Source organism: Pseudomonas sp. USTB-Z, from assembly GCF_019691255.1.
GTDB classification, from domain to species: Bacteria; Pseudomonadota; Gammaproteobacteria; order Pseudomonadales; family Pseudomonadaceae; genus Aquipseudomonas; species Aquipseudomonas alloputida.
On sequence record NZ_JAECZP010000013.1, the window covers coordinates 115,397 to 139,917 of the forward strand.

19 protein-coding genes and 1 tRNA gene are annotated in these 24,521 nt (G+C 61.6%); 4 read left to right on the plus strand and 16 right to left on the minus strand.

Going from position 1 to position 24,521, the window contains the following annotated elements; translation table 11 throughout:
• The first annotated feature begins 20 nt into the window (after nt 1–20).
• Both I8746_RS16535 and I8746_RS16540 read left to right on the plus strand, forming a co-directional pair.
• Nucleotides 21–1,463, plus strand: a complete 1,443-nt coding sequence (locus I8746_RS16535; RefSeq protein WP_221100848.1) for a sodium:alanine symporter family protein — start codon at nt 21–23, stop codon at nt 1,461–1,463.
• Between the two features lie 63 nt (nt 1,464–1,526).
• Nucleotides 1,527–2,525 carry an asparaginase gene (locus I8746_RS16540; RefSeq protein WP_011953333.1) on the plus strand — a complete coding sequence of 333 codons (999 nt, stop codon included), beginning with the start codon at nt 1,527–1,529 and terminating at the stop codon, nt 2,523–2,525.
• A gap of 106 nt (nt 2,526–2,631) precedes the next feature.
• Here I8746_RS16540 and I8746_RS16545 read toward each other — a convergent pair.
• From I8746_RS16545 to I8746_RS16585, 9 genes are all read right to left on the minus strand, one after another.
• A tRNA-Sec gene (locus I8746_RS16545) sits at nt 2,632–2,727 on the minus strand.
• Between the two features lie 6 nt (nt 2,728–2,733).
• Nucleotides 2,734–4,656 (minus strand): selenocysteine-specific translation elongation factor, encoded by a 1,923-nt coding sequence (gene selB, locus I8746_RS16550; protein ID WP_003255430.1) that lies wholly within the window; start codon nt 4,654–4,656, stop codon nt 2,734–2,736.
• Nucleotides 4,653–6,080 (minus strand): L-seryl-tRNA(Sec) selenium transferase, encoded by a 1,428-nt coding sequence (gene selA / locus I8746_RS16555; RefSeq protein ID WP_221100849.1) that lies wholly within the window; start codon nt 6,078–6,080, stop codon nt 4,653–4,655. The genes selB and selA overlap by 4 nt, the downstream gene beginning before the upstream one ends.
• 139 nt (nt 6,081–6,219) lie before the next feature.
• A complete protein-coding gene (fdhE, locus tag I8746_RS16560; RefSeq protein ID WP_221100850.1) occupies nt 6,220–7,146 on the minus strand; it encodes a formate dehydrogenase accessory protein FdhE in 927 nt (308 codons plus the stop codon).
• A gap of 4 nt (nt 7,147–7,150) precedes the next feature.
• Complete coding sequence (locus I8746_RS16565; protein WP_011953329.1) at nt 7,151–7,807, minus strand: formate dehydrogenase subunit gamma; 657 nt, start codon at nt 7,805–7,807, stop codon at nt 7,151–7,153.
• Nucleotides 7,804–8,754: a formate dehydrogenase subunit beta gene (gene fdxH / locus I8746_RS16570; RefSeq protein WP_011953328.1), complete on the minus strand. Its 951-nt coding sequence runs from the start codon at nt 8,752–8,754 to the stop codon at nt 7,804–7,806. The genes I8746_RS16565 and fdxH overlap by 4 nt, the downstream gene beginning before the upstream one ends.
• Complete coding sequence (fdnG, locus tag I8746_RS16575; RefSeq protein WP_221100851.1) at nt 8,754–11,822, minus strand: formate dehydrogenase-N subunit alpha; 3,069 nt, start codon at nt 11,820–11,822, stop codon at nt 8,754–8,756. Before fdnG ends, fdxH begins: the two co-directional genes overlap by 1 nt.
• A 147-nt stretch (nt 11,823–11,969) precedes the next feature.
• Nucleotides 11,970–12,731 carry an SDR family NAD(P)-dependent oxidoreductase gene (locus I8746_RS16580; RefSeq protein ID WP_004576896.1) on the minus strand — a complete coding sequence of 254 codons (762 nt, stop codon included), beginning with the start codon at nt 12,729–12,731 and terminating at the stop codon, nt 11,970–11,972.
• A gap of 21 nt (nt 12,732–12,752) precedes the next feature.
• On the minus strand, nt 12,753–13,538 hold the full coding sequence (locus tag I8746_RS16585; RefSeq protein WP_017148059.1) for a TSUP family transporter: 786 nt from the start codon (nt 13,536–13,538) through the stop codon (nt 12,753–12,755).
• A gap of 201 nt (nt 13,539–13,739) precedes the next feature.
• Here I8746_RS16585 and I8746_RS16590 point away from each other — a divergent pair, with 201 nt between their 5' ends.
• A complete protein-coding gene (locus tag I8746_RS16590) occupies nt 13,740–15,122 on the plus strand; it encodes a PLP-dependent aminotransferase family protein (protein WP_003255445.1) in 1,383 nt (460 codons plus the stop codon).
• A gap of 89 nt (nt 15,123–15,211) precedes the next feature.
• Here I8746_RS16590 and I8746_RS16595 read toward each other — a convergent pair whose 3' ends face one another.
• Both I8746_RS16595 and I8746_RS16600 read right to left on the minus strand, forming a co-directional pair.
• Complete coding sequence (locus I8746_RS16595) at nt 15,212–15,757, minus strand: single-stranded DNA-binding protein (protein ID WP_003255446.1); 546 nt, start codon at nt 15,755–15,757, stop codon at nt 15,212–15,214.
• Between the two features lie 9 nt (nt 15,758–15,766).
• Nucleotides 15,767–17,161 carry an MFS transporter gene (locus I8746_RS16600; protein WP_003255447.1) on the minus strand — a complete coding sequence of 465 codons (1,395 nt, stop codon included), beginning with the start codon at nt 17,159–17,161 and terminating at the stop codon, nt 15,767–15,769.
• A 129-nt stretch (nt 17,162–17,290) separates the two neighbouring features.
• On the opposite strand from I8746_RS16600, the gene uvrA reads away from it, so the two are divergent.
• Nucleotides 17,291–20,125, plus strand: coding sequence for an excinuclease ABC subunit UvrA (uvrA, locus tag I8746_RS16605; RefSeq protein WP_060538760.1), 2,835 nt, complete (start codon nt 17,291–17,293; stop codon nt 20,123–20,125).
• Nucleotides 20,126–20,197: 72 nt separating this feature from the next.
• Here the strand turns inward: uvrA and bfr are convergent, their stop codons facing one another.
• From bfr to rpsD, 5 genes are all read right to left on the minus strand, one after another.
• A complete protein-coding gene (gene bfr / locus I8746_RS16610) occupies nt 20,198–20,662 on the minus strand; it encodes a bacterioferritin (RefSeq protein WP_003255449.1) in 465 nt (154 codons plus the stop codon).
• 163 nt (nt 20,663–20,825) lie between these two features.
• The gene (locus I8746_RS16615; RefSeq protein ID WP_221100852.1) at nt 20,826–22,265 is read right to left on the minus strand and encodes a catalase; all 1,440 of its coding nucleotides are present in this window, start codon (nt 22,263–22,265) and stop codon (nt 20,826–20,828) included.
• Between the two features lie 172 nt (nt 22,266–22,437).
• Complete coding sequence (rplQ, locus tag I8746_RS16620) at nt 22,438–22,824, minus strand: 50S ribosomal protein L17 (protein WP_003255451.1); 387 nt, start codon at nt 22,822–22,824, stop codon at nt 22,438–22,440.
• 42 nt (nt 22,825–22,866) lie between these two features.
• Nucleotides 22,867–23,868, minus strand: a complete 1,002-nt coding sequence (locus tag I8746_RS16625; RefSeq protein ID WP_003255452.1) for a DNA-directed RNA polymerase subunit alpha — start codon at nt 23,866–23,868, stop codon at nt 22,867–22,869.
• A 22-nt stretch (nt 23,869–23,890) separates the two neighbouring features.
• Nucleotides 23,891–24,511: a 30S ribosomal protein S4 gene (rpsD, locus tag I8746_RS16630; RefSeq protein ID WP_003255453.1), complete on the minus strand. Its 621-nt coding sequence runs from the start codon at nt 24,509–24,511 to the stop codon at nt 23,891–23,893.
• Nucleotides 24,512–24,521 lie beyond the last annotated feature (10 nt).

Sequence of the window (24,521 nt, forward strand, 5' to 3'; positions counted from 1 at the left end):
AGAATCGAGGTCATTTTCCAATGCTCGAAGTAATCAACGATTTCCTTTCGGGGAAACTCCTCATCGTGCTGATCGTCGGGCTGGGTAGCTACTTCACCATCCGCTCCCGGTTCGTCCAGTTCCGCCACTTCACCCATATGTTCAGCGTGTTCAAGGAATCGCTGCGTGGCCAGGCAGGCCAGCTGAGCTCCTTCCAGGCCCTGATGCTGAGCCTGGCCGGCCGCGTGGGCGCCGGCAACATCGCCGGTGTCGGTATCGCAGTGACCCTGGGTGGCCCTGGTGCCGTGTTCTGGATGTGGGTTACCGCACTGGTGGGCATGTCCAGCAGCTTCTTCGAATGCACCCTGGCCCAGGTGTACAAGCGCGCTGATGGCGACGGCCTGTACCGTGGCGGCCCGGCCTACTACATCCAGCACGGGCTGAAGCGCAAGAGCATGGCCATCGTGTTCTCGATCTTGCTGCTGGTCACCTACGGCTTCGCCTTCATCGGCCTGCAGTCGTACACCGTCACCCACTCGCTGCAGAATGCCTTTGCCTTCGACCCAAGCCACACCGGTATTGTGCTGGCCGTACTGCTGGCCATCACCTTCATCGGCGGCATCAAGCGCATCGCGGCGGTGTCGGACCTGCTGGTACCCGTCAAGACCCTGGCCTACATCGGCGTGACCCTGTACGTGATCGGCACCCAGATCGAACACGTGCCAGCCATGCTGGAAACCATCTTCAAGAGCGCCTTCGGCCTCGACCCGGCGTTTGCCGGCCTGCTCGGCAGCGCCATCGTCATGGGCGTGAAACGTGGCGTGTTCGCCAACGAAGCAGGCCTGGGCAGCGCGCCGAACGTCGCCGCCGTGGCCGCGGTGAAACACCCGGGCGCACAGGGCGTGGTCCAGGCCTTCAGCGTGTTCCTCGACACCTTCGTGATCTGCACCTGCACCGCCTTGCTGATCTTGCTGTCGGGCTTCTACACCCCGGGCTTCGAAGGTGACGGCATCGTCCTGACCCAGAACTCGCTGGCCGCCGTAGTCGGTGACTGGGGGCGCGTGTTCGTCAGCGTGGCGCTGTCGCTGTTCGTCTTCACCTGCATCCTCTACAACTACTACCTCGGCGAGAACAGCCTGCAATTCCTCAGCCGTAACCGCGCAGTGTTGATGGTGTTCCGTGGCCTGGTGCTGGCACTGGTCGTGTGGGGTTCGATGCAAGACCTGTCGACCGTGTTCGCCTTCGCCGACATCACCATGACCTGCCTGGCCTTCGTCAACCTGGTGGCCCTGGCCCTGCTGTTCAAGGTCGGCCTGCGGGTCATGCGCGACTACGACGACCAGCGCAAGGCCGGTGTAAAGCAGCCTGTGTTCGACTCGTCCAAGTTTGCCGACCTGGACCTGGACCGCAATGCCTGGCCTGCCAATCCGCAGGTGGAAACAGCCACTGACAAAGCAGTCGGCCAAGTTCAGACGCAGCGCTGATATCCTCCCCTGCCCAGCCGCCCCTTCCGCGGGCGGCTTTTCTTTGTCCGCTCACCGCTACGGATGCTTTCCATGCGCGCAGTAAAGAATCTTCTCGTTCTCTATACCGGTGGCACCATCGGCATGCTCGAAACACCCGAAGGCCTGGCACCGGCCGGTGGTTTTGACGCGCGGATGCGTGAACACTTTGCCCAGATGGCCAATGCACCCCAGGTGCAATGGACACTGCACGAGCTGAACCCGCTGCTCGACAGCGCCAATATGCAACAGCACAACTGGCTGGCGATGCGCGATGCCATCGTCGCGGCGGTGGATGTCGCGGGCCACGATGGCGTGTTGGTGCTGCACGGTACCGACAGCATGGCCTACAGCGCTGCTGCGTTGTCGTTCCTGTTGCTGGGCCTGCCAGCACCAGTAGTGCTGACCGGCTCGATGCTGCCGGCAGGTGCCCCGGACAGCGATGCCTGGGACAACCTGTGCGGCGCATTGCGCCAGTTCGAACACGGCCTGGAAGATGGCGTGCAGCTGTACTTCCACGGTCAGCTGCTGCATGGCTGTCGGGCGTCGAAGCTACGCAGCGAAGCGTTCGATGCCTTTGCTGCGCTGCCACGCCACCGTGACGCTGAGCGGGCCGATACGATCCCTGCCGAGCTGGGCTACAAGCAACCGCGCAAACCGGTCAACCTGGCGGTTGTGCCGGTGTTCCCGGGGCTTCAGGCCGGGCATTTGCAGGCCTTGATCGACAGTGGTGTGCAGGGTTTGCTGCTGGAGTGCTACGGCAGCGGGACCGGGCCATCGGATGACCAGGCGCTGCTGAATGTGCTGAGCGCAGCGCGCCAGCGCGGCGTGATGCTGGCGGCTATCAGCCAGTGCCCGGAAGGCTCGGTGGTGTTCGACACCTATGCAGCGGGCAACCGCTTGCGCGGGGCCGGGCTGGTCAGTGGCGGTGGCATGACCCGTGAAGCAGCGCTGGGCAAGATGGTGGCGCTACTGGGCGCAGGGTTGGATGCTGACGCAGCAGACCGCTGGTTTGTCCTGGATCTGTGTGGCGAACGGGCTTGATCAGCGCCTTTTAGGGCCTCTTCGCGGATAAACCCGCGCCTACGACGATTGCGTTTCCTGTGTAGGAGCGGGTTCACCCGCGAAGAGGCCCTGAAGGGTGAAAAAATGGCGGAAGGCAGCGGGAGTCGAACCTGCCCGGGAACGGCTGCCGTCCCCAACCGGGTTTGAAGCCCGGCCGCGCCACCGGGCGCGATTGCCTTCCTTGAACTCAGTGCCTGGCCTGCTGTTGGGCCAGGGCGCTGTCGGCGCGGATGTGACGCTGGTCGGCCACCCTCCGGGTCAGACCGATGCGGTCGAAGTATTCCAGAATCTGCACACTGCGCTTTCGACCGATGCCCAACATATCGCGAAACGCGGCAACCTGCACTATCTGCGTTTCGCTGGCCTGCCCCAGCATCAACGCTGCCATGCGCTGCAGCGTAGCCTCTGGATAGAACAGGTCGCGCACCACCTGATGCACCAGGCCCAACCGGGCCAACTTGCGCAGTAACAGGCGCACATCGGCTTCGGCACGGTTCTCCTCACCCGCCAGCGTCCTGACCCAAGGTGGGTCGTATTGCCCTGCGATCAACTTCGGCTGCAGACGTGCCCACAATGCACTGTCGGCTTCGCTCAACTGCACCTTGTGATCGGGCAGATGCAGCCATGGCCCGCTGCTGGCGATGGCGCTGTCGTCGAGCAGTTCATCCAGCAGGCTGACGAAAGCCGGCCGTTCCAGGGGCAAGGCTACAAAGCGCCGCAGGCGATCGCGGTCCGGGCCGAGCTGGTCGGGCTCTTGCTCGTGAAAGCGCGCCAGCTGTTCCAGAACCTGCTGCTTGAGCGCCTGCCATTGGGCGTTGGCGAACAGCAGTTGGCCCTGCCGGGTGGCCACCACCCGCACATCATCCGGTAACTGCCAGGTTTCCCGCAGGCGGTTGAACTGCCGCTCGAGTCGCTGCGGGCTAATGCCGCCCGGTGCACTGGCGAGCAGTGCTGGCAGTGCCTGCTCCAGATCCGCTGCATCGCGCAGCACCTGCAACTGCTGCAGACGGGCATCGCTGCGGCGTTGGCGGCTTGGTGCGAACGGGTCGAGCACCTTGCCGCCGCCCAGTGTGCGTTGGGCGCGCTGATCGCGCAGCACCAGGCGGTCGCCGTGCACGGCCTGCAACGGCGCGTTGAGCAACAACTGGGCAAACATGCGTTGGCCGGCAGCCAGGCTTTCGCCTTCGAGCAAGGCGACCCGGGCCGTTACATCCTGGGTGCCGAGGTGCACATGCACAGCACTGAAATGTTCGAAAGCACGCTTCTCGCCAGGTAACAGGTTCAGCTCGATATCCACCCGAACACTGGGCGCATGCAACCATTCGGGCACCAGCCAGTCGCCCCGGTGCACCTGCTCCACGGCCAGGCGCTCGGCAGCGATGTTCAGCGCCACCCGTTGGCCTGCTTCTGCCACCAACGCGGCCTGGTTCTGTGCATGCAGGCCACGCACGCGTACCACCTTGCCGGCCTTGCCCAGCAACAACGTATCACCCGCACTGACCCGCCCGGCCAGTGCCGTGCCGGTGACCACCACACCGGCGCCGGTAACCGCAAAGGCACGGTCGACGGCCAGGCGAAAACCACCGAAGACACTACGCTGCCGTGTACCTGCTTCGGCCTCCAGCAGGGCCTGACGCAACGCGTCCACGCCCTCCCCGCTGATGCTCGACAGCGGAAACTGCCGCGCACCGGCATATGGCCCAGGCGCCAGCAATTCACTGACTTGCATCTGCACCTCGGCCAGACGCGACGGCTCGACCCGGTCGCATTTGCTGATCGCCACCAAGGCCTGGGGAATGCCCAGCAGCTCGATGATCGCCAGGTGCTCACGGGTCTGCGGCATGACCCCGTCGTCGGCCGCCACTACCAACAGCACCAGGTCGATGCCATGGGCGCCGGCCAGCATGTTGTGGATAAAACGCTCGTGGCCCGGCACATCGATGAAGCCGGTCAGCGGCGCGCCTTCGCTCAGCGCCGCATAGCGGTAGCCAAGGTCGATGGTCATGCCGCGGGCGCGCTCTTCTTGCCGCTGATCGCCGGCCTGGCCGGTCAGCGCCAGCAGCAGTGCGGTCTTGCCGTGGTCGATGTGGCCAGCGGTACCAACGATCACTGCACCGGCCCCAGCTGCAGGGCTGGCAACTGGGCCAGCCACTGGGCTTCGTCATCCAGCTGGCGCAGGTCCAGCCACAGGGCATCGTCATCAATGCGGCCCAGCACCGGCACCGGTAGGTCACGCAGGGCTCGCTCCAGCACATGCAGGCTGCGCCCGCGCAACTTCTTCGACACTTGCGGGCGCAGGCACAGCGCGGCACTGGGCAAGCGTGCAACCGGCTGGCTGCCACTGCCGATCATGCCCAACGCGGGCTCTACACGGATGGCCCATTGCTCGCCGAGGCGCGCCTGGAGCTCAGGCGCCAGGCGCTCGGCCTGGGCCTGAATCTCGGCCTGGCTGCGAGTCAGCAAGCGCAGGCTGGGCAGGCGCTCGGCCAGGCGATCGGGGTTACGGTACAGCGCCAGCACCGCTTCGAGTGCAGCGAGGGTGATCTTGTCGACGCGCAACGCACGCTTGAGCGGATTTTTCTTGATCCTGGTGATCAAGTCCTTGTGGCCGACGATGATCCCGGCTTGCGGCCCCCCCAGCAGTTTGTCGCCACTGAAGGTGACGATATCGGCACCATCGGCCAGGGCCTGGCGTACCGTGGGTTCGGCGGGCAGGCCCCAGCGGGTAAGGTCGAGCAGGCTGCCGCTGCCCAGGTCTTCAAGCAGTGGCAGTTGATGTTGGTGGGCGATACGTGCCAGCTCGACAGTAGGCACCTGGGTGGTGAAGCCCTGGATGCTGTAATTGCTGCAATGCACCCGCATCAGCAGGCCAGTGCGCGGGCCGATGGCCGCCTCGTAGTCGCGGGCGTGAGTACGGTTGGTGGTGCCAACCTCGTGCAGCTTCACACCGGCACGGGCCATGATGTCGGGAATGCGGAAGGCACCACCGATCTCGATCAGTTCACCGCGAGAGATGATGCCTTCCTTGCGCGCGCCCAGGCTGTTGAGCGCTAGCAGCACGGCGGCGGCATTGTTGTTGACCACAGTGACGGCTTCGGCGCCGGTCAGCTCGCGGATCAGGCCTTCGATCAGGTCATCACGGTCGCCACGTTTGCCGGTGGCCAGGTCGAATTCCAGGTTGAGCGGGTAACGAGCCGCGGTCTGCATGGCCTCGATGGCTTCTTCCGGTAGCAAGGCGCGGCCCAGGTTGGTGTGCAGCACGGTCCCGGTGAGATTGAACACGCGGCGAACCTGGCTGCGTTGCTGGAGGGCGAGGCGTTCGCCGCTGCGGCCAAGGAGGATTTCCGGAGCCAGTTCGGCGCTGCCGAGTTCGCCATTACGGGCGGGTTCGCGCAGGTCGTCGAGCAGCTGGCGCAGGGTATTCAGCACGGCGTCGCGGCCGTGGCGATCGATCAGTGGGAGGCAAGCCGGGTGGCGAAGGAGAGTATCGATGGACGGCAGGCGTGGGGTGTCGCTGGCTAGGCTGTTGGACATGCGGTACTACCTTGGACTGATCCGTTGTCTGTGCTGGCCCATTCGCGGGTGAACCCGCTCCTACAAGTACAGCGTGATCCGGAAGGTTGGCGCAATTACCTGTAGGTACGAAGGCAAGTCGGTGATTCAGTGTAGACCCTCAGCCACTACCCGGGGCGAGCATCAGGTTGGGCGCCAGGCGATGGAAGCCCTCCCCGTCCAGGCGTATATCCAGGGCCAGGCTGGCCAGATCATCGGCCAGCGGCTCGGCCGCCGCATCGTTCTCCAGGTAGTTCTGCTTCAGGTAGCTGTCGCACCCGGGGCAGCATTCCGCGCGCAGCGGCGCTTTGCCTGGCGCATGGCGATCATCCTCAAGGCTGGTGTAACGCAAATCCTTGCTCGACTCGCAGTACACACACTTGACCCGCACCACATGCCACTCACAGGCACACAACGAACAGGCCAGGTAACGCAAGCCGTTGTGCTTTCCACGGTTGCGCACCACCCCGGCCATCGCCGGCGAACCACAAGCCGGGCATTGGGCCAGGCTGCCGGCAGGCTTGAGCTGGTGTGCGGGCAGCGCCAGCAACCAGCTGGACCAGGCCGCCTGCAACGCGGCACCGAGAAACGGCACCAGTGCTGCAGGCACACCATCGTACTGGCCTGCCAGCAAAGCAATGCCCCAGCCCTTGCGCTGATTGTCATCACTGCGTCGTAGCACCTGCAGCGCCTCACCCATCGGGCCACGGGTTTCGCCGCTGAGGTGCTCTAGCAGTGCCTGCAACCAGACCAGCCATGGCCCTTCACGCACCAGGCTGTCAGCCGCCAGCGGCGGCAAACCATGATCCATGCACAGGCGCTGACGCGCCTCGGCCACGGGCAAGCCGCTGGGCGGGTTATCCACAAGCTGCTGCTGGATGCGGCATAAACGGGCAATCAGCCTCAGGTAATCGCCAAGCGCGTTGCCCTCAGCCAGTTGCTCCAGGCGCGCGGCGCGCAGTTCAAACAGGTTGGCGACAGGCAGGTGCAGAAATGGCGGCGTGACTGCCGACGCTTCGATCTGCCCGGGTTCGAGTAGGGTGCTCAAGCGCTTATCCTTCTTTTCGTCCGTGATCACCCGGCGTCTTGTCGCCGGTCACTTCGCGGTACCACAACTCATGATGCTTGCGGGCCCAGGCGCGGCTGACCCAGCCATGCAGCATGGCGCCGATCGAGCCCTTGATCCAGATGCCGGCGTAGATGTGCACGATGATGCTGAGAATCAGCACGAAGGCCGCCAGCGCATGCAGCAGCGCAGACAAGCGAATGGCATCGATGCCAAACCAATGGCTGAAGTATGCGCGCCAGATCACCACACCACTGACCAGCAGCACCAGCATGCACACCAGCAGGGTCCAGAACAGCAGCTTCTGCCCGGCATTGTACTTGCCGATCGGCGGTACGCCCTCCTCCTCGTTGCGCATTACCCGGTCCACCCGGCGCAGCCACAGGCGGTCATTGGCGGTGATGAAGTTGGCCCGCCAGAAGCGCAATACCAGGCCGAGGAAAAACACGAACATCGCCACCCCGATGAAGGGATGCAGAATGCGCGTCCACGGCCCGCCGCCGAACAGGTTGCTGAGCCAGAATAGCGCCGGATGGAACAGCGCAAGCCCCGACAGCCCAGCCAGGATGAACAGGATCGCCACCACCCAGTGGTTGCTACGCTCGTTGGCGTTGTAGCGCAGGATGGGTTTGTTGTCGTTCATGGCCGCTGCTCCCCTTGCCCACCGGGCTGCTTCGGATCATAGACATGGACCGACGGGTCCACTTGATGCACGCTTTCGTCCGGCGGTGTCGGGTGTTCATCCTCCTCGACACGCTGTGGGCCGATCCGCACATAGTGGAAGAACCCCGCCAGCACCGCCGCGCCCATGGCCAACAGCGCCAGCGGCTTGGTGAAGCCCTTCCACAACCCCACCAACGGGCTGATCACCGGCTGGTCCGGCAGGCCGGCATACAGCTTCGGCGTGTCGGCATGGTGCAGCACGTACATCACGTGGGTACCACCGACGCCATCCGGGTCGTACAACCCGGCCTTGTCGTAGCCCCGCGACTTCAGATCGACGATGCGCTCGGCCGCATGCACTTTCATCTCGTCCTTGCTGCCGAACACGATCGCTCCGGTCGGGCAGGTTTTCACACACGCCGGCTCCAGCCCCACGCTGACGCGATCGGAACACAGGGTGCACTTGTACGCCTTGTGGTCTTTCTGCGAGATACGCGGGATGTTGAACGGGCAGCCGGTGATGCAGTAGCCGCAGCCGATGCAGTGGTCCTGGTTGAAGTCGACGATACCGTTGGCGTGCTTGATGATCGCGCCCGGGCTCGGGCATGCCTTCAGGCAACCTGGGTCGGCACAGTGCATGCAGCCGTCCTTGCGGATCAGCCACTCCAGGTTGCCGTCGTCGCGCTCATGCTCGGTAAAGCGCATCAGTGTCCAGGTCTCGGCAGTGAGGTCCTGGGGGTTGTCGTAGGTGCCGTGGTTGTGGCCAACCTCGTCACGCAGTTCATTCCACTCCGAGCACGCCACCTGGCAGGCCTTGCAGCCGATGCACTTGGTAGTGTCGATCAGCTTGGCGACCTGCTCCTGCTGACGCACCGAGGGCGGCACGGTAGTGGTGGCCGAGCGGGCGATGATGTCTTGGCTGGCCATCAGAGTTTCTCCACTTTCACGAGGAACGACTTGGACTCTGGCGTCTGGGTATTGCCGTCACCGAGGAACGGCACCAAGGTATTGGTCAGGTAGCCATGCCGGGTAGCGCCGGTGAAGCCCCAGTGCAGCGGAATGCCGATTTGGTGCACGGTCTGATTTTTGACCTGCAGCGGGCGAATCCGCTTGGTCACCACCGCCACCGCATCGATATGCCCACGCTTGCTCGACACCCGTACCCGGTCGCCGGCCTTGATGCCTTTCTCGTTGGCCAGCACCTCGCCTATCTCGACGAACTGCTCGGGCTGGGCAATGGCGTTGAGCCGGCAATGCTTGCTCCAGAAGTGGAAATGCTCGGTTAGCCGGTAGGTGGTCGCCGCATAAGGGAACTCATCGTGCGTGCCGAGGGTGTCCCACACAGAATCGAAGATGCGCCCGGCCGGGTTGCTGGTGGCCTTCTTGTTCTGCGGGTGCAGCGGGTTGATGCCGATCGGTGTTTCGAAGGGCTCATAGTGCTCGGGGAACGGGCCTTCGGCCATTTTGTCGATGGCGAAGAAACGCGCCACGCCTTCGGGGTTCATGATGAAGGGGTTCATCCCCGCCTCGGGCGGCGAGTCGACCTTGAAGTCCGGCACGTCGGTGCCGGTCCAGGCCTTGCCGTTCCACCATACCAGGCGCTTTTTCTCCGGGTCCCACGGCTTGCCTTGCGGGTCGCTGGAGGCACGGTTGTAAAGGATGCGGCGGTTGGCCGGCCAGGCCCAGGCCCAGTTCTGCACCTGGTGCATGCCATACGGGTCGCTGTTGTCGCGGCGAGCCATCTGGTTGCCCTGTTCGGTCCAGCTACCGGCAAAGATCCAGCAGCCAGACGCGGTGCTACCGTCGTCCTTGAGCTGACCGAAGCCCGCCAGTTGCTGGCCCGCCTTGATCACCGCGCCAGTCGGGTCGGTGACATCGGCCACCGCCCAGCCGTTCATCTCCTTGGCCAGCTCCTCCGGGGAGGGCTCTTCAGGGATCTTGTACGGCCAGCTGATATTCATTATCGCGTCAGGGTAGGCGCCCCCTTCGGCCTGGTAACGTTGGCGCAGGCGCAGGAACAGCTCGCTCATGATCTGCACGTCGGTGCGCGTCTCGCCCGGGCCGTCTGCGCCCTTCCAGTGCCATTGCAGCCAGCGGCTGCTGTTGACCAGCGAGCCGTCTTCCTCGGCGAAGCAGGTAGTGGGCAAGCGGATCACTTCGGTCTGGATAGAGGCCGTGTCGACATCGTTGAACGGCCCGACGTTACGCCAGAATTCCGAGGTCTCGGTGGCCAAGGGGTCCATGATCACCAGCCACTTGAGCTTGCCCAGTGCCGCAGTGACGCGGTTTTTGTCCGGCAGCGCGGCGATCGGGTTGAAGCCCTGGCACATATAACCGTTGACTTTGCCCTGGCCCATCATCTCGAACATGCGCAGCACGTCGTAGGCCGGTACATCGAGTTTGGGCAGCCAGTCATAACCCCAGTTGTTTTCCGCCGTGGCATTGGCGCCGTACCAGGCCTTCATCAGGCTGACGTGGAACTTGCCGTAGTTCTGCCAGTACGACAACTGCCCAGGCCGCAGCGGCTTGGAAGCGCGCTTGTCGATGTAGGCGGCGTAGTCCTGCTCGGCGTCACCGGCCAGGGTCAGGTAGCCCGGCAGCGAATTGGACAGCAGGCCGAGGTCGGTCAGGCCCTGGATGTTGGAGTGCCCGCGCAGGGCATTGACCCCGCCACCGGGCATGCCGACGTTGCCGAGCAGCAGCTGGACCATGGCCGCACTGCGGATAATCTGCGCACCGATCGAATGCTGCGTCCAACCTAGCGCATAAAGGATCGTCATGGTCTTGCCCGGAACCGAGCAGGAGGCGATCTCTTCCCAGACCTTCATCATGGCGTCCTGTGGCATGCCACAGGTCATGCTCGCCAGTTCCGGGGTATAGCGGCTGTAATGCTGCTTCATCAGCTGGAACACGCAGCGAGGATGCTGCAGTGTCGGGTCGACCTTGGCATAGCCGTCCTCACCCAGCTCGTAACCCCAGCCGGACTTGTCGGCGTACACACGCTTGGCCTCGTCGTAGCCGCTGAACAAGCCATCCTCGAAGCCATAGTTCTCTTTGACGATGAACGACACGTCAGTGTAGTTGCGCACGTACTCGTGCTGGATCTTGTCGTTGCTGAGCAGGTAGTTGATCAGCCCGCCCATGAAGGCGATATCGGTGCCGGTCCGGATCGGCGCGTAGTAGTCCGCCACCGAAGCGGTACGGGTAAACCGCGGGTCGACCACAATAAGCCGCGCCTTGTTGTGCGCTTTGGCCTCGGTCACCCACTTGAAGCCGCACGGATGCGCTTCTGCTGCGTTGCCACCCATCACCAGGACCAGATTCGCGTTGGCGATATCGGACCAGTGGTTGGTCATGGCGCCACGGCCGTACGTCGGGGCAAGACTTGCCACCGTCGGGCCATGTCAGACACGTGCCTGGTTATCGAACCCCAGCATGCCTGTTGCGCGGATGACCTTGTGGGTCAGGTAGCCAGCCTCGCTGGAAGCAGCGGAAGCGGCAAGAAAACCGGTGGTGAGCCAGCGGTTGACCGTTTGGCCTTGGGCATTCTTCTCGATGAAGTTGGCATCGCGGTCCTGCTTCATCAGGTCGGCGACGCGGTCCAGCGCCTCGTCCCAGCTGACCCGCACCCACTCTTTGCTGCCCGGCTTGCGAACCTCGGGGTACTGCAGGCGGCTCGGGCTGTGGATAAAGTCCAGCAAGCCGGCGCCTTTCGGGCAAAGTGTGCCGCGGTTGACCGGGTGGTCGGCGTCCCCTTCGATATGGATGATGTTCTGTTTGACGTTCTTCCCCGCATCACCCTGGCTGTACAGGATCAGGCCGCAGCCGACCGAACAGTAGGGGCAGGTGTTACGGGTTTCTTTGGTATGCGCCAGCTTGAAGTGACGCACCTGCTCGGCGAATGCCGGCGTTGGGGCCATGCCCAACGCCGCAAGGCTCGAGCCTCCAAGGCCGACGGCGGCGACCTTGAAGAACTGCCGACGGTTCAGGTCCATCGTGCACTCCTGATCAGGTGGTGGACGCGCGGAACATTGCCGGCGCCTCTTGGTAGTCACGGTGGCGGCCAATTGATGGCCGCCAAAGGATAAGACTAGTCAAGAATCCAGAAGGTGCGATGACCTGGGTCAGTGGTGCGGCCCCGATCAGGCACGTGGCAAGTTGCGCACCACATTCAGCGCCGCACTGCTCTGCGCCACAGGCATGATCTCGATGGTATTGATATTCACATGCGCCGGCTGCTCGGCAACCCAGGCTACCGTTGCTGCGATGTCCTCCGGCAGGAGGGCCTCTACATCCCGATACAAGGCCTGCACGGCGTCCAGGTCGCCATTGAGGCGCACCACCGAGAAGTCAGTGCCTGAGCACAGCCCCGGCTCGATATTGCTCACCCGCACGCGGGTGCCAGCCAGGTCGGCACGCAGGTTGAGGCTGAACTGGCGGACGAACGCCTTGCTGGCGCCATACACGTTACCGCCCGGGTAGGGGTAAGTGCCGGCGATCGAGCCGATGTTGATGATCATGCCGCTATCGGCTTCCACCATTTGCGGCAGGATCTTGTGGGTGACCATGGCCAAGCCGGTGATGTTGGTGTCGATCATCTGCTGCCAGTTTGCGGCACTGCTGGTTTGGGCTCGATCCACGCCCAGCGCCAGCCCCGCGTTGTTGACCAGCAGATCGATCTGCAGCGACGCCTCACGCAGCTGCTCGACCGCCTTCTCGAGCGATTCGGGGTCAGTGACATCCAGCGCCAGCGGAATGAAATTTACGCCCAGTTCGTCCTCAAGTGCTTTCAGTTTGTCCATGCGCCTGGCGCCACCGACCACACGGTAGCCTTTGCCGATCAGGGTGCAGCAGATGGCGCGGCCAAAGCCTGAGGAAGCACCGGTTACAAATGCGGTTTTCATTCGTTATCTCCTATCAATGGGTCAGGTCAGGTACTTCACGCCCAGGCTGGTGAACAGGCAGAGCATCGAGAACACCAACGCCTTGCGCACCACATCGTTGCCTTTACGCAAGGCCAGGGAACTGCCCAGGTGGTTACCGAGGATGTTGCAGGCCACAAGTGGCAATGCCAGCAGGTAGACGACCTTGCCTGCGCTGACGAACGCCACCAAAGCACCGATGTTGGAAGCGAAGTTGAAGGTTTTGGAGTTGGCTGAACTGGAGACCAGGTCCATGCGCAGCAGGTAATGGAAAGCGATGATGAACATGCTGCCGGTACCGGGGCCGAAGAAGCCGTCATAGAAGCCGATGACCAGGCAAGTCAACGGCACTACGGTGTACAGCATTCGCGAAGACAGCTCGCGCTCCTCGACCGGACGATCCTTGGGGGTAAGGAAAATGAGAATGCCGAGCGGGATCAGTGCCAGGATGATCTTGCCCACCGTTTCCTGCGAGATCGATACGATCAGGTGTGCCCCCAGGTAGGCGCCTAATAGCGAAAACGGCACCCCGACCAACGCTACCTGCCAGACCATCTTGCTGTTGGCCAGGAAGTTGCGGATAGCCGCCAGCGTGCCGAGGGTACTGACCAGTTTTTCCTGGCCCAGTGCCACTTGGGGCGGCAGGCCAACCAGCAGAAAACCCGGCACCAGAAACAAACCACCACCACCGGCAATGCTGTCGACGAAGCCCGCAACGAAGGCGATCGCGCCAAGTATGAGGACTGCCAGCAACCAGTGCTCCGCCCAGTAAGAACCCAACATTTCCATAGCGATGTCCATCCAGTGGAGCGTTATGCCAGGCGCAGCCCGAGTGTGGCCGGTCTGATCGGTGCGATGATTGTAATTTCAAAAATTGAATCGATTCAATCTAAAATAAATTCAACTCAATTTAACCAATTACCATCATTACCTGCATCCGAGCTTTCATGCTAGGCTTTCGCGCTCTTGCAGAGCCTGGTGCCATCTCCCATGTGGGTTCCCCAATACAGCCATCAAACACAGCCGGTTTACCTGATGATCGCTGATGCCCTTGAACAGGACATCGAACGTGGTCGGCTTGCAGAAGGTGATCGCTTACCCACGCTCAAGGACCTGGCCGAGGCGCTGAATGTAACCCCCGGCACGGTTGGCAGGGCCTACGACGAAGCAGCCAAGCGTGGTTTGGTGGCTGGCGAGGTAGGCCGAGGCACATTTGTCAGGCAACTGCGGCAGCCATTACCCGCCCCGTCGGTGCCCACACCCGTTGCCGGCGAAAGTAGCCAGATCGACCTCTCGATCATCAAGCCCAACGACGCTCACATGAGCGAGTGGCTAGGCACGGCTATCCGCGAACTGGCCGCCTCCTCGGACTTGGGGCAGGTACTCGACTATGTGACAGAAGGTGGCCACACGTCCCACAAACAAGCCGGTGCGACCTGGATACAGCGCTGGCTGCCTGATGCTCGCTGGCAGCAGGTGGTACTGACCGCTGGCGCCCAGCATGGGCTGCTGGTGGCCATCAGCAGCCTGTCGAAGAGTGACGATGTGGTGCTGTGCGAGTCGCTCTGCTACCCGGGCATCATATCCCTGGCCCACAGCCTGGGCCGGCGCCTGCGCGGCGTCGCCATGGACGAACACGGGCTCATCCCGGAGGCATTGCGCGCGGCCTGCCTGGAACACCGCCCTTCCCTGCTGGTGTGCGTCACCACGCACCAGAACCCGACCAACTCGATCATGCCCCCAGCAAGGCGTCAGGCTATCGCCGAGATCGCCCGTGAGTTCGACCTGTTCATCGTGGATGACGATATCTACGGTTTTCTCGAGCCCGACCCGGGCTACAAGCCGCTTGCAGCGTATGCGCCTGAACGCTCGGTGTACCTCACCAGCCTGTCCAAAAGCGTGCTGCCGGCACTGCGCATCGGCTACCTGTACGCCCCGCCGCAAACCCTGTCGCGGTTATCATCGATGGTACGCAGCAGCGTGTGGATGCCATCGCCACTGATGGCGCAACTGGCCAGCAACCTGATCAACAGCGGCAAGGCCGACCAGCTGGTGCGTATGCAGCAACAGGAGGCGGCCGCGCGCCAGCACATGGCCCGGGAGATTCTTGGCCAATACAAGATCCGCACCCAGCCTCACAGCTTCCATATCTGGCTGGAGCTGCCAGAACCGTGGACCAGCGACGAGTTTGCCAACCTGGCGCGTGATAACGGCGTAACGGTGGTCAGCGGCAGCCAGTTCCTGCCAGAACGCAGCCACCCCACCAGCGGTGTGCGCATCGCCCTGATGGCACCCAGCCGCCAGGCACTGGGCTTTGCCCTGACCAAGCTGGCAAGCCTGCTGGATTCGGCGGAGCCGCGGTTGTTCTACTGAAAGCGATGCCAGATACGCGGTGCTGCCCATAAAAAACCCAGGGCAACTGCCCTGGGTTTCTGGTCTTGCTGAACGCCTTACCGCTCTGATCAGAACGGAATATCGTCATCGAAGCTGTCGAAGTCAGCAGCCGGCTGCGGCGCAGGCTGTTGCGGCGCTGGGCGCTGAGGGGCCTGTTGCGGGCGCTGGGCCTGCTGGCGTGGCGGTGCCTGGTTGTACTGTTGCTGCTGGCCGCCACCGTAATTGCCGCCACCCTGGTTGTATGGGTCGCCGCCCTGCTGCTGGCCTTGCGGACGACCGCCGAGCAGCTGCATGGTGCCGTTGATGTCGACGATGATCTCGGTGGTGTAGCGCTTGATGCCGTCTTTTTCCCACTCGCGGGTCTGCAGCTTGCCTTCGATGTAGCACTGCGAACCCTTGCGCAGGTACTCGCCAGCGATTTCGGCAACCTTGCCGAACAGCGACACACGGTGCCACTCGGTACGCTCGACCTTCTGGCCCGACTGCTTGTCAGTCCACTGCTCGCTGGTGGCCAGGCTCAGGTTGGTCACGGCGTTACCGTTGGGCAGGTAGCGGACTTCGGGATCCTGGCCACAGGTACCGACCAGAATGACTTTGTTAACCCCACGGGCCATAACGTTCTCCTAGGCTTCGCACGCCGAAGAGGCTGGATTCACCAGTCGCTCGAGGGTCGCACGGTCCAAAATTTTCGTATCCAGTTTGATATAGATGGCGGCTTCTTCTGCCACCACCACAGCGTCGGTCACACCCGGCACGGCCATCAGGCGCTCGGTCAGGCCGGCTTCCCGGACCGCCTCAGGCGTCAGGGGCATGCGCAGGCTGGTCACATATGGCGGCTCGTTCATGCGCAAGGCGACGATCAGCCAGATAGCACACAGCACCGCGCTACCGAGGAACACCGTGTTCAGCCCACCGTGCTGGAACAGCCAGCCGCCAAGGATCCCGCCTAACGCTGCACCGAGGAACTGGCTGGTGGAATACACCCCCATTGCCGTCCCCTTGCCACCGGCAGGCGATACCTTGCTCACCAGAGAAGGCAGCGAAGCCTCCAGCAGGTTGAATGCGGTAAAGAATACCACGGTGCCAATCACCAGTCCGCGCAAACCGTCAGCCCACTCCCAGAAGTATATCTCTGTGAGCAGCAAGACGCTGACTGCGCCGGCCAACACACGTTTCATCTTGCGCTTTTTTTCGCCGTAGATGATGAACGGGACCATTGCAAAAAATGAGATGAACAGCGCAGTCAGGTACACCCACCAGTGCTGCTCCTTGGGCAGGCCGCCACGCTCGACGAACGCCAGTGGCAGCGCAACGAAGCTGGCCATGAGGACGGCGTGCAGGATGAAAATGCTTATGTCCAGGCGCAGAAGGTCCGGATGACGCAGTGTCGGGCCGATGGCTTGGCGCGCCACCCCCGACTCGCGGTGCTGCAAAATGCTGTGGGTGTTGGGTACGACAAACGCGATCAACAGGATGCCGACCAAGGCAAGCCCGGCCGTAACCAGGAACAAACCTGACAAACCAAAGGCACTTGTCAGCAATGGACCAACGACCATGGCGACAGCAAACGACAGCCCGATGCTCATGCCGATCATGGCCATGGCCTTGGTCCGGTGTTGTTCGCGGGTGAGGTCCGACAGCAGTGCCATCACCGCGGCAGAAATTGCCCCCGCGCCCTGCAGGATGCGCCCGGCAATCACGCCCCAGATAGAGTCAGCCTGGGCCGCCAGCACACTGCCCAGGGCAAAGATCACCAGCCCCAGATAAATCACCGGCCGGCGACCGATGCGGTCGGAAACCATCCCGAACGGGATCTGCAATACCGCCTGAGTCAGGCCATAGGCACCAATGGCCAGGCCGATCAGGGCAGGCGTGGCACCAGCCAGGTCCATGCCGTAGGTGGCCAGTACCGGCAAGACCATGAACATGCCCAGCATACGAAAGGCAAAGACCAGGGCAAGGCCGCCAGCGGCGCGGGTTTCGCCGCCACTCATACGCTCGTTGTGGGTGTCGTGCATGGATTAACCTCGTGTGAACCGGCGGCGATTCTATCAGTCCGACAGCTTGACGGCATCAACGCGACGCTTTGCCGCGTCATACTGGCGCGCCGTATACTTCCTTGTTTATGCCCGCCAAGCGAGGCCGCAGTGGACAAGATCCTGATTCGTGGGGCACGTACCCACAACCTGAAGAACATCGACCTGACCCTGCCCCGGGACAAGTTGATCGTGATCACCGGCCTGTCCGGTTCCGGCAAGTCGTCCCTGGCGTTCGATACCTTGTACGCCGAAGGCCAGCGCCGCTACGTGGAATCGCTGTCGGCCTACGCCCGGCAGTTCCTGTCGATGATGGAAAAGCCCGACGTCGACACCATCGAAGGCCTGTCGCCGGCGATTTCCATCGAGCAGAAGTCGACCTCGCACAACCCGCGCTCCACGGTCGGCACCATCACCGAAATCTACGACTATCTGCGCCTGTTGTACGCCCGCGTCGGTACTCCACGCTGCCCGGACCACGATATCCCGCTGGAGGCGCAAACGATCAGCCAGATGGTCGACCTGGTGCTGGAGCGCCCGGAAGGCAGCAAGCTGATGCTGCTCGCGCCGGTGGTGCGCGAGCGCAAGGGCGAGCACCTGGCGGTGTTTGACGAGCTTCGCGCCCAGGGCTTCGTGCGGGCCAGGGTCAACGGCAAGCTCTACGAACTCGATGAATTGCCCAAGCTGGACAAACAGAAGAAGCACAGCATCGATGTGGTGGTGGACCGCTTCAAAGTCCGCGCCGACCTGCAACAGCGCCTGGCCGAATCGTTCGAAACCGCGTTGAAGCTGGCCGACGGTATTGCCCTGGTGGCACCGATGGACGACGAACAAGGCGAAGAGACGATCTTCTCCGCGCGCTTCGCCTGTCCGGTGTGCGGCCACGCAATCAGCGAGCTGGAACCGAAGCTGTTTTCCTTCAACAACCCGGCGGGCGCTTGCCCGACTTGCGACGGCCTGGGGGTCAAGCAGTTCTTCGACACCAAACGCTTGGTCAACACGGAACTGACCTTGGCCGAAGGCGCGATCCGCGGCTGGGACCGGCGTAACGTGTACTACTTCCAGATGCTCGGTTCGTTGGCTGCGCACTATGGCTTCAGCCTGGAGGAGCCTTTCGGCGAGCTGTCAGCCGAACACCAGAAAGTGATCCTGCAGGGCAGCGGCAAGCAGAGTGTCGATTTCAAGTACCTCAACGACCGAGGCGATATCGTCAAGCGATCGCACCCGTTCGAAGGCATTGTGCCGAACCTTGAGCGCCGCTACCGTGAAACCGAATCGGCCACAGTGCGTGAAGAACTGGCCAAATTCCTTGGTACGCAACCGTGCCCGGATTGCCGGGGTACGCGCCTGCGCCGCGAGGCGCGCCATGTGTGGGTGGGCGAGAAAACCCTGCCGGCGGTAACCAATTTGCCGATTGGTGAAGCCAGCAACTACTTTGGTCAACTGACCCTCACCGGCCGCCGTGGCGAAATCGCGGCAAAAATCCTCAAGGAAATCTGCGAACGACTTCAGTTCCTGGTCAATGTCGGCCTCGACTACCTGACCCTGGATCGTAGCGCCGACACCCTGTCCGGCGGTGAAGCGCAACGTATCCGACTCGCCAGCCAGATCGGCGCCGGTCTGGTGGGGGTGATGTACATCCTCGATGAACCGTCCATCGGCCTTCATCAACGCGACAACGACCGCCTGTTGGCCACCCTCAACCATTTGCGCGACCTGGGCAACACGGTGATCGTGGTGGAACACGACGAGGACGCCATTCGGCTGGCCGACTACGTGGTCGATATCGGCCCAGGCGCCGGTGTTCACGGTGGGCAGATCGTCGCCGAGGGCTCGCCCCAGGAGGTCATGAACCATCCCGATTCGCTGACTGGCAAGTACCTGTCCGGGCGCAAGAAGATCGTCGTGCCGGCCAAGCGCACGCCGCGCAACAAGAAGCTGCAGCTCAAGCTCAAAGGCGCGCGTGGCAACAACCTGCAGAACGTCGACCTGGAAGTACCGATCGGCCTGCTGACCTGCGTGACTGGTGTATCCGGCTCGGGCAAATCGACGCTGATCAACAACACCCTTTTCCCCTTGGCCGCCACGGCACTCAATGGCGCAAGCAGTCTGGAAGCCGCACCGCACAGCAGCATGGACGGCCTGCAGCACCTGGACAAGGTGGTGGATATCGACCAGAGCCCGATCGGCCGCACACCACGCTCCAACCCGGCGACCTACACCGGCATCTTCACGCCGATCCGCGAGCTGTTCTCCGGTGTACCGGAGTCACGCTCGCGGGGTTATGGTCCGGGGCGTTTCTCATTCAACGTCAAGGGGGGCCGTTGCGAGGCCTGCCAGGGCGATGGCCTGATCAAGGTGGAAATGCACTTCCTGCCGGACATCTACGTGCCGTGTGACGTGTGCAAGAGCAAGCGCTACAACCGCGAAACCTTGGAGATCAAGTACAAGGGCAAGAACATCCACGAGGTGCTGGAAATGACCATCGAGGATGCCCGAGAGTTCTTCGATGCGGTGCCGGCGCTGGCGCGCAAGCTGCAAACGTTGATGGATGTGGGCCTGTCGTACATCAAACTGGGGCAATCAGCGACCACGTTGTCCGGCGGTGAGGCGCAGCGGGTGAAGCTGTCGCGCGAATTGTCCAAGCGCGATACCGGCAAGACCTTGTACATCCTCGACGAACCTACTACCGGTCTGCACTTTGCCGATATCCAGCAACTGCTGGATGTGTTGCATCGCCTGCGCGACCACGGCAATACCGTGGTGGTGATCGAGCATAACCTGGATGTGATCAAGACTGCCGACTGGCTGGTTGACCTGGGGCCTGAGGGCGGCTCCAAGGGTGGGCAGATCATTGCCTGCGGTACGCCAGAAGAGCTGAGCGAGATGAAGCAGTCATATACCGGCCATTACCTGAAACCATTGCTGGAGCGGGATCGGGCCTAAGTGTTGCCAGCGCAATGAAAAAGCCCCTGGTACCGAGGGTGCCAGGGGCTTTTACTTGAGCCTGTGGGTAACTTACATCTGCGACTGCAGGTAGTTTTCCAGCCCAATGGCCTTGATCAGGCCCTGCTGCTTCTCAAGCCAGTAGGTGTGATCTTCTTCGGTGTCGGCCAGCTGCGCACGCAGGATGTCACGACTGACGTAGTCCTTGTGCAGTTCGCATAGCTCGATGCCTTTACAAAGCGCACCGCGCACCTTGTATTCGAGCTTGAGGTCTGCCTCGATCATTTCCGGCACGGTGCTACCGACCTCCAGGTCATCCGCACGCATGTCAGGGGTCCCTTCGAGCATGAGGATACGACGCATCAGGGCATCGGCGTGCTGCGTCTCTTCCTCCATCTCGTGGTTGATGCGCTCGTAGAGCTTGGACAGGCCCCAGTCTTCGTACATGCGCGAATGAATGAAGTACTGGTCGCGTGCCGCCAGTTCGCCCTTCAGCAGCGTGACGAGATAGTTGATTACATCCGGGTGGCCTTGCATCGCCCTGATTCTCCATGTGAAAACGTCTATGCCACATAGTGTGAACCAGCTTTTGCCTATGGTCACTGAAAAACGCGCAATCAGACGCAAAAAATCGGTTAACCAGTAGTGATATTCATTGAAAAACCGCCCAAATGAGGGCGGTTCTTCTTATCACTTCGACTTAGGCGAGATTGATGCCCAAAGCCTTCGCAATCCCTTCGCCATAGGCCGGATCCGCCTTGAAGAAGTACTGTAGCTGACGCTGAATCACGTCTTCGCTGACACCCGCCATGGCACCGGCGATGTTGCTGATCAGCAGGGCTTTCTGCTCATCGCTCATCAAACGGAACAACGCGCCGGCATGACTGAAGTAGTCAGTGTCCTCACGGTGATCGTAGCGATCAGCCGAACCATTCAGGGCCAATGCTGGCTCAGCATGACGTGGCGACTGTTTCGGGGCATCGCTGTAGCTGTTTGGCTCGTAGTTCGGTGCACTACCGTAACTGCCGGTGGCCATCGAGCCGTCGCGCTGATAGCTGTTGACCGGGCAACGTGGCGCGTTGACTGGCAATTGCTGGTGGTTGGTGCCCACGCGATAGCGGTGCGCGTCGGCGTAGGCGAATACACGGCCTTGCAGCATGCGGTCCGGTGAAAGACCGACGCCGGGCACCATATTGCTCGGGCCGAACGCGGCCTGCTCGACCTCTGCAAAATAGTTGAGTGGGTTACGGTTGAGCTCCAGCACACCCACCTCGATGAGCGGATAATCCTTCTGCGACCAGGTTTTGGTCACGTCGAATGGGTTCTCGTCGCGGCTGGCAGCCTCGGCTTCGCTCATCACCTGAATGCAGACAGTCCAGCGCGGGTAGTCGCCACGCCCAATGGCCTCGAAGAGGTCGCGCTGAGCGTAATCCGGGTCGGTACCTGCCAGGCGTGCAGCGTCTGCCGGGGTGAGGTTCTTGATGCCTTGTTGGGTCTTGAAGTGCCACTTGACCCAAGTGCGTTCGCCCTTTGCATTGATCAGGCTGTAGGTGTGGCTGCCGAAGCCATGCATGTGACGGTAGCCGTCCGGAATGCCACGGTCGGAAAACAGGATGGTGACCTGATGCAGCGCTTCTGGGGAGTGCGACCAGAAATCCCACATCATCTGAGCGTTCTTCAGGTTGGACTGCGGGTGGCGTTTCTGGGTGTGGATAAAGTCCGGGAATTTCAGTGGATCGCGAATGAAGAACACTGGCGTGTTGTTACCGACGATGTCCCAGTTGCCTTCCTCGGTGTAGAACTTCACCGCGAAGCCACGCGGGTCACGCTCGGTATCTGCAGAGCCGCGCTCGCCACCAACGGTGGAGAAACGCAAGAAAGTCTCGGTTTGTTTACCGACCTCTTCGAACAGCTTGGCGCTGGTATAGCCGGTGATATCGTGAGTAACGGTAAAGGTACCGTAGGCGCCCGAGCCTTTGGCATGGACGCGGCGCTCAGGAATGTTCTCGCGATTGAAATGGGCGAGCTTCTCGATCAGGTGGAAGTCGTCGAGCAACAGCGGACCGCGCGGGCCGGCGGAGCGGGAGTTCTGGTTGTCGGCTACAGGTGCACCGCTGGCGGTGGTGAGAATCTTGCTCATGGGCTCTCCTTTTCGGTCTTCAAGGGCCGGCTAATCGGCTGTAGAGAGAGTATTGACGAGCAAGATTACAGGGACAAATTCATTACATGACTTACATCAATAGAAATAAACAATAGATGTAAAAACAAAAAACCGGGCACTAGGCCCGGTTTTCTGTAGCAGACAGAACGTCTTACTCAGCAGCTTCTACAGCACCGCCGACCGGACGATCAACCAGCTCGACGTACGCCATAGGCGCGTTGTCGCCAGCGCGGAAACCGCACTTCAGGATGCGCAGGTAGCCGCCCTGACGGGTGGCGTAACGCTTGCCCAGATCGTTGAACAGTTTGCCAACAGCGGACTTCGAACGGGTACGGTCGAAGGCCAGACGACGGTTAGCAACGCTGTCTTCCTTGGCCAGGGTGATCAGCGGCTCGGCAACGCGGCGCAGTTCCTTGGCTTTCGGCAGGGTGGTTTTGATCAGCTCGTGCTCGATCAGCGACACTGCCATGTTCTGGAACATAGCCTTGCGGTGAGAGCTGGTGCGGCTCAGGTGACGTCCACTTTTACGATGACGCATGATTCATTCCTTACCAAACACTACGTTCGGTGATTACGACGATCAGGCGGTCGCCTTGTCGTCTTTCTTAAGACTTGCAGGCGGCCAGTTGTCGAGGCGCATGCCGAGAGACAGACCACGAGAGGCCAGAACGTCCTTGATTTCAGTCAGGGACTTCTTACCCAGGTTAGGAGTCTTCAACAGCTCTACTTCGGTACGCTGAATCAGGTCGCCGATGTAGTAGATGTTCTCCGCCTTGAGGCAGTTGGCCGAACGTACAGTCAGTTCCAGGTCGTCAACCGGACGCAGCAGGATCGGATCGATCTCGTCTTCCTGCTCGACTACGACAGGCTCGCTGTCACCTTTGAGGTCGACGAACGCGGCCAACTGCTGTTGCAGAATGGTCGCAGCGCGGCGGATAGCCTCTTCAGGATCCAGGGTGCCGTTGGTTTCCAGATCAATGACCAGTTTGTCCAGGTTGGTACGCTGTTCAACACGGGCGTTCTCGACCACATAGGCGATACGACGCACCGGGCTGAAGGAGGCGTCCAACTGCAGACGGCCAATGCTACGGCTTTCGTCTTCGTCGGTTTGACGGGAGTCGGCCGGCTCGTAACCACGACCACGAGCTACAGTGAGCTTCATGTTCAGAGCGCCGTTCGACGCCAGGTTCGCGATTACGTGATCGGGGTTGACGATCTCGACATCGTGATCCAGCTGAATATCGGCAGCGGTAACCACCCCCGAACCCTTTTTCGACAAGGTCAGCGTAACTTCGTCACGACCATGCAGTTTGATAGCGAGACCTTTCAGGTTCAACAGGATTTCAATTACGTCTTCCTGAACACCTTCGATCGCGGAGTACTCATGGAGTACGCCATCGATCTCGGCCTCGACTACTGCACAGCCAGGCATGGAGGACAACAGGATGCGGCGCAGCGCGTTGCCCAGGGTATGGCCGAAACCACGCTCGAGAGGCTCGAGCGTAATTTTGGCGCGGGTCGGACTGACTACCTGCACATCAATGTGGCGGGGAGTCAGGAACTCATTTACCGAAATCTGCATGGATGCACCTATTTTCTAGCCCTTACTTGGAGTAGAGCTCGACAATCAGGTTTTCGTTGATGTCGGCAGACAGGTCGCTGCGAGCAGGAACGTTCTTGAAAACGCCCGACTTTTTAGCAGCATCCACATCAACCCACTCAACGCGGCCACGCTGGGCGCACAGTTCAAGGGCTTGAACAATGCGCAACTGGCCCAGCGATTTCTCGCGGACTGCGACCACGTCACCCGGACGAACTTGGTAGGATGGAATGTTTACAGTCTTACCGTTGACGCTGATCGCTTTGTGCGAAACCAGCTGACGGGACTCGGAACGAGTCGAGCCGAAGCCCATACGGTAAACGACGTTATCCAGACGGCACTCGAGCAGTTGCAGCAGGTTCTCACCGGTTGCGCCTTTTTTCGAGGCAGCAGCTTGGTAGTAACCGCGGAACTGACGCTCCAGAACACCGTAGATACGACGGACTTTTTGTTTCTCACGCAGCTGGGTGCCGTAGTCGGACTGACGGCCACGGCGCTGGCCGTGGATACCTGGGGCTGCTTCGATATTGCACTTCGATTCCAGAGCGCGAACGCCGCTCTTCAGGAACAGATCGGTGCCTTCACGACGAGACAGTTTGCATTTTGGACCAATGTAACGTGCCATTCTTCTGTCT